The following is a 17,109-nucleotide window of genomic DNA, read 5'->3' on the forward strand; positions in this document are numbered from 1 at the left end:
ACGCTTCTGGCCGGGTGCTGATTATTTTAGTAAAAAGTGTCGAAATCCATACTTGTCATCAAATTCGGGACGGCCTCCATCACGCTTCCCTCCGGTGAGCCCGACGTGCGGATCATTTCGGAAATCGCGCGGCAGGTTTCAGAAATCCATTCTAGATACCGCATTATCATTGTTTCATCGGGTGCCGTGGGTGCTGGTAAGTCTTACATTCAGGACTACAAAGGCACAATGACGCAGCGGAAAGCGGCTGCATCCGTCGGGAATCCGCTTTTGGTAGGTTTGTACGCAGCACATTTTGCGCCCAACAAAATATACATTGCCCAAAGTCTTTGTGAAAGGCAACATTTTGCAAACAGGGATAAATTTTTGCAGCTGAAAGACACGTTTGAAGAACTTTGGGATAATGATATCATCCCGATCGTTAACGAAAATGATGTTGTCAGTGACCGGGAATTGAAGTTTTCCGATAATGATGAATTGGCAACATTGCTCGCCGTGGGTTTTGGTGCCGAATCTTTGATGTTCTGTACTTCGGTGGGCGGCCTGCTCGATGAAGAGGGGCAGATACTGCGGAACGTATCCAATGTGAACGAAGTTTTTAAGTTTGTAAAAACAGATAAATCGTTTCTTGGGCTAGGGGGAATGGCCTCCAAGCTAACCTTTGCAAAGCTCGCTTCGAGGATGGCGATCAGGGTTGTGATTTTTGGGATGAACCAAAAAGATGAACTGCTGAAAGCTTTGGAAGGAGATGCGGGAACAGTGATCGAGGCGGGTAAAAGTACATTATCTGCCAGAAACAGGTGGCTTGGTAGTGGTGGGCTTGTTTCAGGAACATTGCAGGTGGATGAAGGCGCGGCAAAAGCGATTTTGAAAAGGAAAAGCCTGCTGGTTGTGGGCGTCACCGATGTTACCGGTGATTTTGAATCCGGTGAAGTCATTGAAATATATTCCCCTACCGGCGAAATGATCGCCGTGGCACGGGCCAGGGAAAACTCGGCGGCAATCCGTAAAAACCTGAAAACATTGAATTTTGAAGTGGCGCATGCCAATGATATCGTGCTTTTATAATGGAATCGATCATCCCAATACTTAAAGAGACGCGCGAGGCTTCGGCGGCAGTCCGGAGGCTTTCGGACCAGCAGCGGGCAGATTTGCTGAAATCTCTTTCAACCCGCGTTTTGGCGAATACTGCCAACATTATCGCGGAAAATCAAAAAGATTTGGCATCCATGGACGACGCAGATCCAAAAAAGGACCGGTTGTTGCTCAATGAAAAAAGGATTAAAGATTTAGCCCAAAGTCTGCTGGACGTCGCAGCCTTGCCCGATCCTACCGGCGAAGTTTTTCTGAATAAAACCATCGAACAGGGGCTTTCCCTAAAAAAAATAGCGGTACCGCTCGGTGTAGTAGGGGTGATTTACGAGTCCCGGCCGAATGTTACCATCGATGTAGCTTCACTTTGTCTTCGCTCGGCCAATGCCTGCGTTTTGAAAGGTGGGAAGGAGGCACATTTCTCAAATACCTACCTGGTATCGCTGATTCATGAAACGCTGGCAGAATTCGGGGTGCCCTCGGCGGCGGTTACTTTGCTGCCAACCGGTCGCGAGTTTGTAGGCGAGCTGCTTACTGCGACACAGTATGTGGACATTATCATTCCCAGGGGCTCGGAAGGCCTGATTAAGTTTGTAAGACAAAATTCTTTGGTGCCTACCATTGAAACCGGTGCAGGAGTTTGTCATACTTATATCGAACAAACCGGCGATCTGGATAAAGGTGCTGACATTGTGGTCAATGCGAAAGTTTCGAAACCTTCGGCCTGCAATGCGCTGGACACCGTTTTGGTTGACCGGGCTGTGGCGGAGCGTTTTTTGCCGAAGCTGAAAGACGGATTTACGAAGTGGAATGTGGAAGTTTTTGCAGACGAACCCTCGTTTGCTATCTTGCAGGCTGCCGGTTATCCTTTTTTGCAAAAAGCAGCTCCCGACGATTTTGGGAAGGAGTTCCTGGACTTTAAATGTTCAATCAAAGTGGTAGAAGGATTGGATGAAGCTTTGAAACACATTGAAACGTATTCCTCGCGACATTCGGAAGCGATCGTTTCTACGGATGAGCAGGCGATTGAAACGTTTTTGAAAGAAGTGGATGCTGCCTCAGTATATGCCAATGCGTCAACACGTTTTACAGATGGCGGTGTGTTTGCGCTAGGTGCAGAAATCGGGATTTCTACCCAAAAATTGCATGCGCGCGGACCCTTTGCGCTGGAAAAGCTGGTTACAGAAAAATGGATTGTTAAAGGTGACGGACAGGTAAGATGGTAAAAGTTTCTGAGGACATACAGATATTGACACAAGAGGCGATCGCGCTTTTGAAAACCCTGATTGAAACACCTTCATTCAGCAAGGAAGAGGCAAATACAGCCGCTTTGATCGCTGCGTTTTTTACCAATAAGCAAATCCCTTTTCAGCAGAAAAAAAACAACCTTTGGGCTTTCAACCGGCATTTTGATCCTGCGAAACCAACCGTTTTGCTGAATTCCCATCACGATACCGTAAAACCCAATAAGTCCTGGACGCTCGATCCTTTCAAGGCGATTGTGGAAGAGGATAAGTTGTACGGTTTAGGAAGTAATGACGCCGGTGGCTGCCTGGTGTCGCTGGTCGCTACTTTTTGCTATTTTTTTGAGAGAGAAGATCTAACCTATAATGTTGCAATCGCGACTACGGCCGAGGAGGAAATTTCAGGAAAAGAAGGCTTGGAAACCGTAGTACCTGAGTTACCCGAGATATCATTCGCGATTGTCGGTGAGCCTACCGAAATGCAGCTGGCTGTCGCGGAAAAAGGGTTGTTGGTACTGGATTGCGTCGCCAAAGGAAAATCCGGGCATGCAGCGAGGGAGGAAGGCGATAATGCGATTTACAAAGCATTGAAAGATATCAGCTGGATCATCAATCACCAATTTCCGAAAGTTTCGCCCACATTAGGTCCGGTGAAAATGTCGGTGACGATCATCAATGCGGGTACACAGCACAATGTTGTTCCCGATGCCTGTACCTTCACAATCGACGTGCGGGTCACCGATCAATACACGCTCGAAGAGGTGATTGCTGAGATTCAGGCCAACATTCAGTCGGAAGTTATTGCAAGATCGATCCGCCTGCGGCCATCCAGCATTCCGATGGATCACCCGATCGTGCTGGAAGGTTTGAAACTCGGTAGGACAGCTTACGGATCGCCAACTACGTCTGACCAGGCACTCCTTGATTGTCCCTCTTTGAAAATGGGTCCGGGACATTCTGCCAGGTCACATAGCGCGGATGAGTTTATTTATATGCGTGAGATTGAGGAAGGTATCAAGCAATACATTACCATGCTGGAAGGCGTAGTGACCCGGTAATCAGGACTTTAACCAACCTGCAAGATCGATATGCAATTTTATACGCAAGAAGATATCAGGTCTTTTGAATCGGTGGAGTTTTTGTATATCAAAACTGCATTGTCCGGTCACATCTTTACAATTACGCTAAACCGTCCTGAAAAGCGCAATGCTTTTACGCCGACCATGGCGGAGGAAATCATTTATGCATTGGCATTTGCACATTATTATCCGGAAATTCGGTGTGTGATCATTAATGCCGAAGGTCCGGTTTTCTGCGCAGGAGCCGATTTAAATGCCTTTCACGATAGCTCGGCTGACATCAAAAATCCTACTTTACCAAAAATTCGGGAAGAAGCCAGGCTGGGGGAAGCATTTGAAAACCTTCACAAACCTACCATCGCGAAAGTAACCGGCCCGGTGCTGGCTGGCGGCTTTCTTGTCATTTGCGGTTGCACATTCGTTTTTGCCACTGATACCGCTGCTTTCAGTTTGCCGGAAGTGAAAAGAGGTATCTGGCCCATGCAAGTGATGGCTTCGCTGATACCGATTATTTCGGACCGCAAAATTTTGGAAATGGCTATAACCGGCCGTAGCTATACTTCGCAGGAAGCATTTGAAATGGGGCTGGTGACTCAACTCGTTTCAAAAGAGAATGTTGATTCGGAAGTGAGCACGCTTGCTGAGCTAATCAACCAAAATGCGCCGCTGGCAATTCAGGCTGGCATATCTGCACTGCGCCACACGAGGGAAATCGACGCGAGTAAACGCCACATTTTTTTGAAATATCAGCTGGATTTACTCCTTAAAACAGAAGATGCAAAAGAAGGGGCTTTGGCTTTTAAAGAAAAAAGGGCCCCAATCTGGAAAGGGAAATAGCCTCGGGAAATTTCCAAACTTAGTTCACAGGCACAATCTCGATTTCCTCCCCGTAGCGGTTGTGGAATTTGAAATCTACTACGCCCAAGGAACTGTCTTTCGTCAGTTTAACCCAGGTTTTGTAATGGAAAAACCATTTGACCTGCTCGGAAATAATGCCTTTCGTAAAATAAGAATGCAGGAAAGGATGCAGTGAAATCGTGATTCCACGCTCATTTTGCTTGCTGAGAATGTAATCGAGGTTATTTGCGATGACATCAGAAACCAGGATACTCGCCTGAATTGTCCCAGTACCGCCGCAGGTTGGACAGGTTTCGCGGGTGACAATGTTCATCTCCGGCCGCACACGCTGACGTGTGATTTGCAACAAGCCAAATTTCGAAAGCGGAAGAACCGTATATTTTGAGCGGTCGCCCTTCATTTCATCACGCATCGTATCGAAGAGAACGCGTTTGTTTTCCGCCTTCTTCATATCAATAAAATCGACAACGATGATACCGCCCATATCACGCAGCCGCAGCTGGCGCGCAATTTCCTTGGCCGCTTCCAGGTTGACGCTCAGTGCCGTAGCCTCCTGGTCTTCCTCGGAATTGGATTTATTACCACTGTTGACGTCAATAACGTGCAGTGCCTCAGTATGTTCAATAATCAGGTACCCGCCGTTTGGAAGGCTGACGGAGCGCCCGAACAAGGATTTGATCTGTTTTTCGAGACCAAATTGTTCAAAAATCTTGTTCTTGCCCGAGTGAAGTCTTAGAATGTTCTCTTTATCAGGGGCAATGTTGTGTATATAGGCTTTGATATCATCATAAACTTCCCGCGAATCCACCGTAATACTGTCAAAAGACTCGTTCAGCATATCACGGATAATCGAGGAAGCGCGGTTCATTTCACCGATCACGCGGTCGCGCGGCTTGGCGTCACGCAGGGCTTTGATACCGTTTTCCCACTTGTCAAGACAATCCTGCAGATCGCGGTTCAGCTCGTCTACGTCTTTGCCGGTAGCGACAGTACGGATAATCACACCGAAGTTGGCAGGCTTGATCGACGACATTAAACGTTGCAGACGGTTTCTTTCCTGCTTATCGGTAATTTTTTTGGAAAGGTTTACCGAATTGGAAAAAGGTACCAGCACAATGTAGCGGCCGGCAATGGAAATGTCGCAGGATAAACGTGGGCCTTTTGTAGAAATTGGCTCCTTAACGATCTGGACAAGAATAGGTTGGTTTTTAGAAAGGACTTTATCGATTTTCCCGAGCTTTTCGATCTCAGGTTCCATCTTGAAGTTATTCAATTTGCCCGAAGTGGCCCTTTTTGAAATAACGTCCTTGGTAAGCTTGTTGAGAGAGTTAATGTTCGGACCTAAATCCAGGTAATGCAGAAATGCATCTTTTTCAAAACCGACATCTACGAATGCTGCATTCAGCCCGGCTACCAGCTTGCGTACAGTTCCGAGATAGATATCTCCCACTGTAAAGCTTTGGTCCGGAGTTTCGACGTGATATTCTAAAAGACGTTTATCCTGCAAAAGGGCTATACGCTCTCCCTTTTGAGTAGAATTGATTAGTAATTCGTTACTCAATGTTCAACCAACTGAATGGCTATATAATGTTGATAATTAACCTCCTGCTTTTCAGAATAAGCGGGCATTAGATCTTAGGTGAAGAAAGGATGACCGGATCTTCGCAAAAAGTCCGGTCATTTTATTTATTTCTTCTTATGTCTGTTCTTTCTAAGTCTTTTCTTTCTCTTGTGAGTGGAAATCTTATGTCTCTTTCTCTTTTTTCCGCAAGGCATAAATTATGTCGTTTATAATAAAAAAATAATTTTCTTATTGTAATGATGATCAGTTGTTCAGACGGCCTTCCAGCTCAGTAATAGCTTGTTGGATAACCGGGTCTTTTTCTTCCTTCTTAACCTCTGCCAGTACTTTGCCGGCTTGCTCTTTATCTCCCAGCTCAACCAGCGAAAGTCCTAAGTAAAACTTCGCCTTACTGTTTGCAGGGTTATTGGTTAAAATCTGTCTGAACCTGTCAGCAGCTTTTGAATATTGATTAGATCTCATGGATAAGATCCCCAGGTTGAACAAAGCCAGTTCGTTCGTCGGGTCTGTGTCAATCACTTCCCGTAGCATCAGAATACCCTGCATCGGGTTTTCTGTATTGACGTAAGTCATTGCCATATTGGCTTTTGCGGCCAATAATCCAGGATTCTGGTCAAGTGCTTTTTGGTAATACTCACGGGTCTTGTTTCCCAGCACTTTCGCTTTCTTTTCATCTACGGCAAATCCGTAGGCTTCATAATAACGGTCGCCGGTACGGACAAGGTTTTCGATGGAGGGGCTTAAAAGGGCAACTTTCTCAGCGTAAAATGCAGCACTGTCAAATTTTTGAAGCTCTACAAATTTGTCCGACAATTTTAACCCGGCGGCAGCCTTCTCTTTTTCGCCCGCGTTAGCGAAGCTGGTTTTCAGTTGATCGATCGTTGCCTGCTGATCCGCTGACAAGGCCGCTTCATGCTTGATTTCAGGAGAGGAGTCAGACGTTGTAGACGTAGCTGCCGTCTGACTCCTTTCCTTGTCCACCTCTTTGCCTTTCGTGTTTACAACGACTTTTGGAAGACTGAAAAGTGTCCCAACAAGTGCAACTGCAAGCACGCAGGAAAGGAAAATGGATTTTTTCATAAATTATAACTCAACCTTCTCAGGTAAATTACTTTTCAGCGACTGCTTTCAGTTTGTCACTTTCTTTTACCTGCTCTACGAAAACTTTGGCAGGCTTGAAGCTCGGTACAAAGTGCTCGTCAATAATCATGGAAGTACCTTTCGAGATATTGCGGGCAACTTTCTTTGCACGTTTTTTATTGATAAAACTACCAAAACCTCTAACATAAAGGTTCTCTCCCTCAGAAAGTGAGTCCTTTACCACGGTGAAGAATGATTCCAGCGTTTGCTGAACGTCGCCCTTGTCAACACCTGTTTTTTCAGAAATCTGTGCGATTACGTCTGCCTTAGTCACTTTGATTGTTTACTTTAAGTGGATATTATTTCATTTATTTACTTACTCCTCTGAAATTTGGGAACACAAAGGTACGGTAATTTTACCAGAACTTAAAAGGATGGCGTTTTCATTTTTTTTCTAATTGGTTAAAAAACAGCATACATAAGTGCATTTATTATGATACCGGATCATTTTGAGGTAGTTGATTTTAACAAAAAACTAAAATCATGGTACCTCCGGAACCACCGCCCGCTGCTATGGCGCCAGATCACTGATCCTTACAAAATCTGGCTCTCGGAAATCATTCTCCAGCAGACCAGAGTCGCCCAGGGGACGCCTTATTACGAAAAATTCCTGCTTCAATATCCCACCGTTTTTGATCTGGCCGCGGCTGATGAAAAAGATGTGCTTCGGCTCTGGCAGGGGCTCGGTTATTACTCCCGCGCCCGGAACATGCATTTCACGGCACGGCAGGTAGTGAATGATTTTGAAGGGAAATTTCCGTCCACGGCAGCAGTACTTTCCAAATTGAAGGGGCTGGGGACTTACACGGCAGCGGCTATCGCATCATTTGCTTACGGCGAGGCGGTTCCGGCCATCGATGGCAATGTGTACCGGGTGATGGCGCGGATCTTCGGAATCAAATCGGATATATTGAGTAACGAAGGAAAAAAGGAATTTCTTGCGATCGCCGCTAAACTGATTTCTCATGAAGACCCGGCGACTTATAACCAGGCCATGATCGAGTTCGGGGCGATGCAATGTGTGCCTGCCAACCCCGATTGCCCGGTTTGTCCTTTTAATGATATCTGCTTTGCTTTTGAATTTAATATGCAAAAGGAGCTGCCGGTAAAAGCCAAAAAATTGAAAGTTAGGCAGCGGTTTCTCAATTATTTTGTGATCGAGCAAAATGGCATGCTGGCCATGAAAGAGCGGGGTAGCAAGGATATCTGGCAGGGACTTTATGATTTTTATCTTCACGAATCAGCAACCCTTTCCGATTCTCCCGATGAATTTTTGAATGATCCTTTTCTCGCCGATCTACTCTCAAAAGGCGTAATCACAGACGTCCCAAAGCTTTACACCCACATTCTCACACACCAGCGTCTCAACGTCCATTTTTGGTGGATCGAAATTTCGGAACCGGAAGCAATAGATTTACCTCCCGGACTGGCTTTTTATACCAAAGATCAGGTTGAGGAACTTCCCAAACCTATCCTGATCGACATGCTACTCAAAGAGCAGGCTTATATATAATGTAAACCGAATGTTTATGCAAAAAATAGCAATGTTGGGTTCCGGTTTTATCGGACGTTTTTATGCGGAATCTATTCATGGTCAGCGCGGGCGCGATAGGGTGGTGGCGATTTATGCGCGGCGGGAGGAGAGTGCGAAGAAATTTGCGGCAGATTATGGCTGTGATTTTTGGTCTTCCAATATGGAGGAAGTGATCGCCAATCCGGAGGTGAATATGGTTTGCATTGCGCTGCCCAATAACATTCATGAAGAGGCGGTAATGCTTTGTGCCAAACATAAGAAGGCGGTGGTTTCGACCAAACCACTCGGACGGAATGGCGAGGAAGCATTAAGAATGATGAAGGCGGCCGAGGAAGCCGGGATTTTCGCAGGTTACCTCGAAGATCTTTGTTACACGCCCAAGTTTTTGAAGTCGCTTGAAAGTGTGAAAAATGGCTCGCTGGGCCGCATTATCTGGGCAAAATCCCGCGAGGCGCATCCCGGGCCGCATAGTGAGTGGTTTTGGGATATCGAGCAGGCCGGCGGCGGCTGTATCTTGGATTTGGGTTGCCACTGCATTGAGATTTCACGGAATTTTATTGGAAAAGATATCAAGCCCGTAGAAGTAATGTGCTGGGCGGATACGCAGGTGAAACCGATTGATGCTGAGGACCACGCGATTGCTTTGGTCAAATATGAAAACGGCGCGATCGGGCAGTTTGAGGTGAGCTGGACATTCCGTGGCGGGATGGATTTGCGGGACGAGGTGATGGGTACGGAGGGTACGATCTGGATCAATAACTTTCTCCGGACTGGTTTTGAAATGTTCACCACGGGCCAAAATCCCGATGGAACCGGAGAGGAATATGTGGCCGAAAAAGCCGAAAGCAATACCGGTTGGCTGTTTCCGGTGGGGGACGAGGTGAATGACCTAGGCTATAACCACATGTTTACCGACATGTTTAATTCCGTTGAAAATGGAAAAGAGCCGGCGGAGACATTCTATGACGGTTACATTGTGAATGCGGTGATAGACGCAGCATATAAGTCGGCCAAAACCAAACTCTGGGAAAAAGTGGAGCTGCCGGTGTGGCGGGGTAGGGAAGGGGTTGAAAAACCTTCAAACTATGTTTCTTATGATGAGAAATATTACCTTATCAAACAGGAAGTTACGCACGATGGCCGCAATAAACTGATTTTAAAAGACAAGGCGACAGGCAAAATTTTCGAGCAGGACATTTAGAAAATCCTTTACATTTATCATTCTATTTTAAAGGAGGCATCAATAAACATCCACAATCAAAAGACCATGGCAGGAAGCGTTAACAAAGTGATTTTAATCGGTAACCTGGGCAGCGACCCGGAAGTACGATATCTTGAAAGCGGCTCGGCAGTAGCGAAATTCAACATTGCGACGACCGAATCTTATACCAACAAAAGCGGCGAGCGCGTAGATAACACCGAGTGGCACCGCATTGAACTTTGGGAAGGACTCGCCAAAGTGGCCGAAAAATATCTGAAAAAAGGCAACCAGGTGTACATCGAAGGCCGCATCCGTACCGACAGTTGGACCGATAAGGAAGGTCAGCAGCGAACCGGCGTCACCATCCGCGCCAACAGCATGACACTGCTCGGCGGACCATCCGGCTCAGGCGGACAGGGAGACGGCAACCAGGGATACCAGCAGCAATCCAGCGCACCGCGCGGCAATCAATCTGCGAGACCATCCGATCCGATACCCCCGTCACTGGCAGCCGGAAGCGATGACGACGACGATCTGCCTTTCTAAATGATTGACAGGAACATTAATAGAGATTTTAAAACAAAAATGGTTTTGGCAAGAAATCGCTACTGTTTTTGAACCAGAATAATTACATTTAGATTATAAAATCTCTATTAATAACGTTTTTTCCAACTTCGTGAAAGAAACAGCAGACAGTGACGATCCGCTTGCCCGAACGCGTACGGGGATTTTGATTTCCCCAAAAAGTACGCAACCCATATTCGCAGGGGTTATGATACCCGTTGATTTCCTTGCTCCCTACGACCTGATCATCGTCGTAATTTTCCTTCTTATTTCGCTTTTTCTTTCCGGCATCCGTGCCGCTTATGCAGCTTCCGGCGCTCTGGAAAATCCCTGGGAACGTAAAAACGAGGGCGAAAGCCACTTGCCGACCCGGATTCAGCAGCTTTCTCTATCCCTGGTCCAGCGGGCGATTACGCTCGTGGCGCTTATTCTCGCCGCGCATCTCGCCTGGAACCAATTGCAATTGAATGATAATCAGATCACAAGAATCATTATTCTCAGCTCGCTGGCGCTCTGGATCTGGCTCGACGCGATTGTCAGATATAACAGTGCGAGGCGCGCCAACGAATTTATTCCCCGAATTACCGGCCTCACCCAGTTTCTCATCAAAGTTTGCCGCCCGCTCACCCAGCCGGTCATGAAGCTTGGCTACGCAGCCGGTGTATTGACGCCGGAAGGTGCTGAGGTGACCACCGAAATGCTGGAAGCCAAAGCCGAAAGCGAGGAAGAAACCGATCTTTTACGCGGCCTGGCCAACTTCCGGCAGACAAATGCCAAGAAAGCCATGCAGGCCCGGCTGCACATTACTGCCTTTGACATTGAGCTGGATTTTCATGAACTGATGGATAAGATCAATAAATCGGGCTACTCGCGGGTGCCGATTTTCAGGGATGATCTGGACCATGTTGAGGGGATTTTGAACGTGAAAGATCTTTTGCAACACATTCATCAGGATGAGTTTTTCAACTGGCAGAAACTGATCCGGCCGGTTTATTTTATTCCCGAAAGTAAGCGTCTGGACGATCTGATGAAGGATTTCCAAAACCGGCGCGTGCACATGGCGATCGTCGTGGATGAGTATGGCGGCACGAGTGGGCTGATCACTTTGGAAGACATTATCGAGGAAATCTTCGGCGATATCAATGATGAATACGACGAGGACGACGAGGTGAACTTCACGCAGGTCGATGAGAATACCTATGTTTTTGAAGGTAAGGTACTTATCAGCGACCTCTGCCGGATTCTGAACATTGAAAGCGATTATTTCGAGGAGGTAAGGGGAAATAGTGAATCGCTTGCGGGATTACTGCTCGAACTGTTTTCAAGACTTCCGCGGACCGGCGAGATTGCCACGCACCGCAATGTGACATTCAAGGTGCAGTCGGCGGATAAGAAGCGGATCAAGAAAGTCCGCGTGCTGGTAGGCAGCTAATTTTTAATGTTCGGATCGGCTTTTGAAAAATACCGGATCTCGTATAAATGTTGGTTTTTACCCGAAAAATAAGGTTTTTGCTCCTTCTTCAAAATCAGATTCCTGCTATCCAGCTTCAAGATCTTATAACCATTCGCCACTTTTCCGGTAGAATCCAGGTACACCAGCGAATCCGCGGATACGAATTTGTACTTCGATTTCCGGTACTCGCCTTTTCTTCTTTCAAATAGGGTTCCATCGGCGCGGTAGTCGAAGTAGGACCAATGCGCATCTTTGGTATCGTTGGTAAAACTGAAACCATTTGCAAAATTGGAAATGGAATCGGTTCTCCATAAACCCTGAATGTCTTTTTCACGGGAGGAGCAACCCGCAAAAAAGACATTCAGGAACATTAATAAGGTGATGCTTTTTTTCAAAAGATCAATAGTTACTGTTTTGAATCAAAGTACCGTTACTCAAATCCACCTCACGCTGCGGCAGCGGGAAATAGTAATGTTTGGGTTTTACAAAATTACGCGGCGGCTTGTTCGGGCCGCGATCGATTTTATAATGTGCCACAATGTCGATCAAACCCGCTTTATCCCAGCGCATTAAATCCTGGTGGCGTTCGTTTTCGCCTGCCAGCTCCACGCGCCTTTCGTGCATAATGTTCTTCATTGTTGCATTGGTGATCGCGGTAAGTCCGGCACGTTTTCTCACCACATTCAGTTCGGCATCACCATTTGCGCCGGAGCGGATCTTAGCTTCCGCAGCCAGCAAATAAACATCCGCTGTTCTCAAAAACGGCGCATTCAAACTTTGGCTCATATCGCCATTATCAGCAAACTGCGTGTATTTTTTGAAAGCATAACCGGTAACCCTTGTCATATCTTTCGTAAAAGTCTCTTTACCAGCTGCTTTGCGATCTACCACATCACCCGGGCTGAAAATGGAGGAAGCTTTCCTTGGATCGCCTTTTTCATATTCATTGACCAGATCCTGGATCGGTTCGTGGAAGCCCCAGCCACCAAATGCCTGCGGCGTGTGGTAAAAAGTGGGAGAGTTATCCGTCGTCCAGCCGGTTTCGTATTGCAGCGAAAACAGGATTTCGGGGTTGTTTTCCGTAGCCAGCTCGAAGTTCTGGTTAAATCCGGTTGCCAGTTTATACGCAGCATTCGAAGTGACTTTTGTACTCGCCTCGATCGCCTTCGCCCAGTTTTCCTGGTACACATACAATTTGGTCAAAAAGCCGTAAGCCGAACCTTGCGTCACGCGGCCCGCCTCGCCATCGCTGTAAGAAACAGGCAGTAATGCTGCCGCTTTCAGGAAATCCGCTTCTGCCTGCGCCCGAACTTCCGCTAAGGTTGATTTTGGTTTATTGAAATTCAAAGCCAGTGCATCGTCTTCCAGCAAAATAGGTACCTCGCCATAAATCAGCGAAAGTCGCCAGTATACAAATCCCCTCAGGAAATAGGCCTCGCCCATGCTGCGGTTGCGCAATGTTTCGTCCATATCCACTTTCGGCGCATTGATCAAAACTGCATTGGCGCGTGAAATCACCTCATATTTGGTTTTCCAGGTTGCCAGGATGTGCGAGTTGGAAGCGTCGAAGGTGAACATTTCCAGCGAAGTTTCATCCGAGTGGTCACCGGCGCGGTTCATATCGTCCGAGCAGTTATCGAATGTATACTCGGTATGCGCAAAACCGTCTTCGTCCAGCAGCGGGGAATAAACTGCATTTACGGCAGCCACCACGTCATCACCATTTCGCCAGTATTGCTGGGAAGTGACGGTCCCGTACGGGGTTGTTTCAAGCAGATCGTCGCAACCCGTCAATGCTGCGAGGATGATATAGGAAGCTAGTATGGTTATCTTTTTCATGATTCTTCGGTATAAATCTGAACGGTGGGTTAGAATGAAATGGTAGCTCCGATAGTCCAGGTCCGCGCCAAAGGATACTGCGCGTAATCCACATTCAGCTGGCTGTACGTATTGGTACTACCCACATATCCCAACTCCGGATTCAATCCTGAGTATTTGGTAAAAGTGATAATGTTCTGACCTGTCACATACACCCGCGCCTGCGACATTTTCAGCTTGCTGATCGCATTTTTAGGAATGGTATAGCCCAGTGTCAGGTTTTTCAAACGCAGGTAATCGCCTTTTTCCACAAACAAATCCGAAGGCCTGAAATTCCGGTTGGAGTTGTTGATGCTCACGCGCGGAATCGTGTTGCCCGGAGTTTGCGGCGTCCAGCGGTTCAGCTCATCGGCATACAAATTGAAAGAATAGCTGGCGTCGAGGCCCTGCATACGGTCGGCATTATAAATTTTGGAACCGCCTACACCTACGAAAAACAATGTCAGGTCAAATCCTTTATAATTGGCTCCGGCCGAAAATCCGTAGTTGATTTTAGGCTGCGGGCTTCCGATAATGGTCCGGTCCTGATCATCCACAACACCGTCACCATTCAAATCCACAAAGCGCACATCGCCCGGCATGATCTGTCCGTCGGTTTTGCGGGAATCGTTTGCAATGTTAAGATCTGAATCGATCTCTCCCTGATTTTGATAGATACCTGCGGTTTTGTATCCGTAAAAAGTACCGTAAGGATGGCCTTCATAAGTCCGTACAATTTCCTGCTGACCACGACCATATAGCTGCGTCGCCAAAAATCCACCCGGCGTAGCCAACTTGGTGATTTTGTTTTTGATAAAAGTCGCATTACCACTCACATTGAATGTCACGTCACCCACCGTGTGGCGGTAAGAAGCTTCCAGTTCAAGCCCCTGGTTTCTCAGCTGGCCAATGTTCTGGTCAGGAATCGTAGCTGTTCCGATGGTACCGATCGACGGCGGCGCCAGCAGCATTTTCTTGGTATCCTTGATAAAATAGTTAGCAGAAAAATAAAGGCTGTTTTTGAACAAACCGGCTTCCAGCCCGAAGTTGCTCATTTCAGCAGTTTCCCAGCCAATGTTGAGGTTTGCCAGCCTGCTTTGTGCCGAGCCAGAAACCTGGTTTTGCACGCCGCCATTTCCGAAAGCGTAGCGGTAAGTAGAGTTGATCAAAGCGAGATATTGCAGGGAAGCGACATTCTGGTTACCCAGCTGTCCCCAGCCGCCCGTCAGCTTGAAGTTGCTGAACATCGGCAGTGCATTTTTGAAGAAATCTTCCTCCGAAAGTCTCCATCCCAGCGAGAATGCCGGGAAAACACCCCACTGATTTCCGGGCGCGAATTTGGAAGAACCGTCGCTACGCATCGTCGCTGTGAAGAGGTAACGATCATTGAGAGAGTAATTTACCCTGCCAAAAAACGAAGCCAGCGCGTCATAGCTCCTGCTGCCGTTTCCACCGTTATTGAGGGGAACCGACACAATCGTACCGGCATACTGCATGTAGCGGAGCGATGGATCCTCGCTTGAAAAATCACGTCCCCACTGGTTGGAATAGATATCATTGAATGTCTGGGAAGTATAACCCGCCACTACGCTCAGCGAATGTTTGCCAAACTGTTTGTCGTAAGAAAGGAAATATTCCTGCAAAAACGACCAGGCCTTATCGTGCCCCAGGCTCAGCTGGTTGTAAGAGTTCGTCCTGAACTGATCATTGATCTTAATGTCGAAAGTATGGCTTTCAGAAAAAGTCGCGTCCATCGCCAGGTTGGCGCGGAGTTTCAAACCTTTCACGATTTCCAGCTCTCCCGTCACGTTTCCCAGAAAACGGTTGCGGACATTGTCCTTATCCTGTGTGTCAACTGTAAAAATCGGGTTGTTAATGTCACCAAATGCACCCAGACCCTGGGTAGAACCGTAAGATCCGTCCGCATTTTTAACAGGCAAACCAGGATGAAAACGGATCGCGCTCCAAAGCAGACCGGTTTGTGAAGATTGCGTATCGGGGCCAACATTATGAGTATTGGTAAACTGTAAATTCTGCCCGATTTTGATCCGTGAACCGATTTTATGATCCGAATTGATACGGAATGTATACCGCGTGTAATTCGATTTACCGATAATACCATCCTCATTATAGTAGCCGCCCGAAATGGCAAAAGACGAATATTTGCCGCCGCCGCGAAGTGACGCATCGTAATTCCGGGTCACGCCTTGTTTCAAAAGTTCATCCTGCCAGTTGGTCAGCTGCGTCTGGTATTTTGTATCATTCCAGATGTCGGGAACCTGCAAACCATCATTGGTATACGCTTCCCGCTTGATTTGGGCCAACTGGGGCGCAGTCAGTACATCCAGTGTTTTAATGCGGTTTGTAACACCCACATAACCATTCAATGTGACCGAAATCGGCGCGTCGAACTTGCCTCTTTTAGTGGTAATCAAAATCACACCATTTGCTGCACGCGTTCCGTAGATCGCTGAGGCTGAGGCGTCTTTCAGGATTTCAATCGATTCAATGTCATTCGGGTTCACATCATTCATAGTACCGGCAGGTATCCCGTCGATCACCACCAGCGGCGAAGAATTGTTGACCGTACCAAAACCGCGGATCTGGATGGAACCTGCGTCGCCCGGCGCACCACCATTACGCACAATGTTTACACCCGCCGCGCGTCCCTGCAAAGCCTGTTGCGCACCACCGGAAGGCAGATTCTGAAAATCAGCGCCCTTTACGGAAGATACCGCGCCAGTCACATCTTTCTTCTCCTGCGTACCATAACCTACTACCACCACTTCTTTCAAAGCGCTCACATCGGGTGCCAGTGAAACATTGATCACGTCTTTGTCCACCGCCACTTCCTGACTTACATAGCCGATGAAAGAAAATTTCAATGTGCCGCCCGCGTCCGGTACCGTGATCCGGTACTCGCCGTTTTCGTTGGTAGAAGTACCTTGTTGCGTCCCAACCAGCAGAATATTTACGCCTGGCAGCCCTACACCCTTTTCGTCGAGGACCTTGCCGGTAATGTTCCGGTCTGCTATTTCGAGTTGCGGCGCAGCCGATCCGGCGCTACTGGTTGGGCCTGAAGGCTTTTTTCGCAGCAAGATCCTGGAAGTCCCAACCACTTCATAAGACACATTGAGCGGCGTCAGCAGTTGGTCGAGGACCTTGTTGAGCGGGCCTTTGATTTCTTTCAAACTGGTATTCTGCGCACCCTGAATGCTCGACGTGCTGTAAACAAATTTTACATCTGCCTGCTTCTCAATCATTTGCAGGACTTTTTTGATCTCAACAGACTCAACCTTTAATGAAATCTCCTTGGTGAGCAGTTCCTGCCCATGGAGGTTATTGGCCAGCGACATGCCGCAGCATAATATGGCAATGATCAGTTGTTTAACCGTAGTACTCATGACCTTGTAAACAACCCTTTTGAGGGGTATTTTTTTATGCATATTTTTAAAGGTTTTTGTGAAACGCAACGCAAAAGCAACAACCGAAACTGTTGGTAATC

The 17,109-nt window shown here is 47.3% G+C and carries 14 protein-coding genes; 8 read left to right on the forward strand and 6 right to left on the reverse strand.

The features are described from left to right. Positions 1-36 precede the first annotated feature (36 nt). The 4 genes from proB to FEN17_RS14175 are packed head-to-tail and all read left to right on the forward strand — an operon-like array spanning position 37 to position 4,252. Positions 37-1,068, forward strand: coding sequence for a glutamate 5-kinase (proB, locus tag FEN17_RS14160; protein WP_138366002.1), 1,032 nt, complete (start codon positions 37-39; stop codon positions 1,066-1,068). Next, the gene (locus FEN17_RS14165; RefSeq protein ID WP_138366003.1) at positions 1,068-2,318 is read left to right on the forward strand and encodes a glutamate-5-semialdehyde dehydrogenase; all 1,251 of its coding nucleotides are present in this window, start codon (positions 1,068-1,070) and stop codon (positions 2,316-2,318) included. Before proB ends, FEN17_RS14165 begins: the two co-directional genes overlap by 1 nt. Continuing rightward, positions 2,312-3,394: a M20 family metallo-hydrolase gene (locus tag FEN17_RS14170; protein ID WP_138366004.1), complete on the forward strand. Its 1,083-nt coding sequence runs from the start codon at positions 2,312-2,314 to the stop codon at positions 3,392-3,394. The genes FEN17_RS14165 and FEN17_RS14170 overlap by 7 nt, the downstream gene beginning before the upstream one ends. Before the next feature lie 30 nt (positions 3,395-3,424). Next, positions 3,425-4,252, forward strand: coding sequence for an enoyl-CoA hydratase/isomerase family protein (locus FEN17_RS14175; RefSeq protein WP_138366005.1), 828 nt, complete (start codon positions 3,425-3,427; stop codon positions 4,250-4,252). Between the two features lie 19 nt (positions 4,253-4,271). On the opposite strand, the gene FEN17_RS14180 is transcribed toward FEN17_RS14175, so the two are convergent. The 3 genes from FEN17_RS14180 to FEN17_RS14190 all read right to left on the reverse strand — a co-directional run bounded on the left by FEN17_RS14180 (position 4,272) and on the right by FEN17_RS14190 (position 7,269). Then, positions 4,272-5,834 (reverse strand): Rne/Rng family ribonuclease, encoded by a 1,563-nt coding sequence (locus tag FEN17_RS14180; protein ID WP_171037926.1) that lies wholly within the window; start codon positions 5,832-5,834, stop codon positions 4,272-4,274. Positions 5,835-6,098: 264 nt separating this feature from the next. Then, positions 6,099-6,935, reverse strand: a complete 837-nt coding sequence (locus FEN17_RS14185) for a tetratricopeptide repeat protein (protein ID WP_138366006.1) — start codon at positions 6,933-6,935, stop codon at positions 6,099-6,101. Positions 6,936-6,963: 28 nt separating this feature from the next. Beyond that, entirely contained in the window at positions 6,964-7,269 is a 306-nt protein-coding gene (locus FEN17_RS14190; protein ID WP_138366007.1) for an HU family DNA-binding protein, read from the reverse strand. Positions 7,270-7,428: 159 nt separating this feature from the next. On the opposite strand from FEN17_RS14190, the gene mutY reads away from it, so the two are divergent. The 4 genes from mutY (at position 7,429) to FEN17_RS14210 (ending at position 11,726) form a co-directional block, all read left to right on the forward strand. After that, positions 7,429-8,508, forward strand: a complete 1,080-nt coding sequence (gene mutY / locus FEN17_RS14195; RefSeq protein ID WP_138366008.1) for an A/G-specific adenine glycosylase — start codon at positions 7,429-7,431, stop codon at positions 8,506-8,508. 16 nt (positions 8,509-8,524) lie between these two features. Then, positions 8,525-9,730, forward strand: a complete 1,206-nt coding sequence (locus tag FEN17_RS14200) for a Gfo/Idh/MocA family protein (protein WP_138366009.1) — start codon at positions 8,525-8,527, stop codon at positions 9,728-9,730. A gap of 66 nt (positions 9,731-9,796) precedes the next feature. After that, positions 9,797-10,276 (forward strand): single-stranded DNA-binding protein, encoded by a 480-nt coding sequence (locus FEN17_RS14205; RefSeq protein WP_138366010.1) that lies wholly within the window; start codon positions 9,797-9,799, stop codon positions 10,274-10,276. A gap of 130 nt (positions 10,277-10,406) precedes the next feature. Further along, positions 10,407-11,726 (forward strand): transporter associated domain-containing protein, encoded by a 1,320-nt coding sequence (locus FEN17_RS14210; protein WP_138366011.1) that lies wholly within the window; start codon positions 10,407-10,409, stop codon positions 11,724-11,726. Here FEN17_RS14210 and FEN17_RS14215 read toward each other — a convergent pair. From FEN17_RS14215 to FEN17_RS14225, 3 genes are read right to left on the reverse strand one after another with little or no spacing between them, the layout of a single operon-like run. After that, the gene (locus FEN17_RS14215; protein ID WP_138366012.1) at positions 11,723-12,142 is read right to left on the reverse strand and encodes a hypothetical protein; all 420 of its coding nucleotides are present in this window, start codon (positions 12,140-12,142) and stop codon (positions 11,723-11,725) included. The genes FEN17_RS14210 and FEN17_RS14215 overlap by 4 nt on opposite strands. Before the next feature lie 4 nt (positions 12,143-12,146). Further along, on the reverse strand, positions 12,147-13,586 hold the full coding sequence (locus FEN17_RS14220; protein ID WP_138366013.1) for a RagB/SusD family nutrient uptake outer membrane protein: 1,440 nt from the start codon (positions 13,584-13,586) through the stop codon (positions 12,147-12,149). A 29-nt stretch (positions 13,587-13,615) separates the two neighbouring features. Beyond that, on the reverse strand, positions 13,616-17,050 hold the full coding sequence (locus FEN17_RS14225) for a TonB-dependent receptor (protein WP_138366014.1): 3,435 nt from the start codon (positions 17,048-17,050) through the stop codon (positions 13,616-13,618). Between the last annotated feature and the right edge of the window lie 59 nt (positions 17,051-17,109).

The organism is Dyadobacter luticola (assembly GCF_005860805.1).
GTDB classification, from domain to species: Bacteria; Bacteroidota; Bacteroidia; order Cytophagales; family Spirosomataceae; genus Dyadobacter; species Dyadobacter luticola.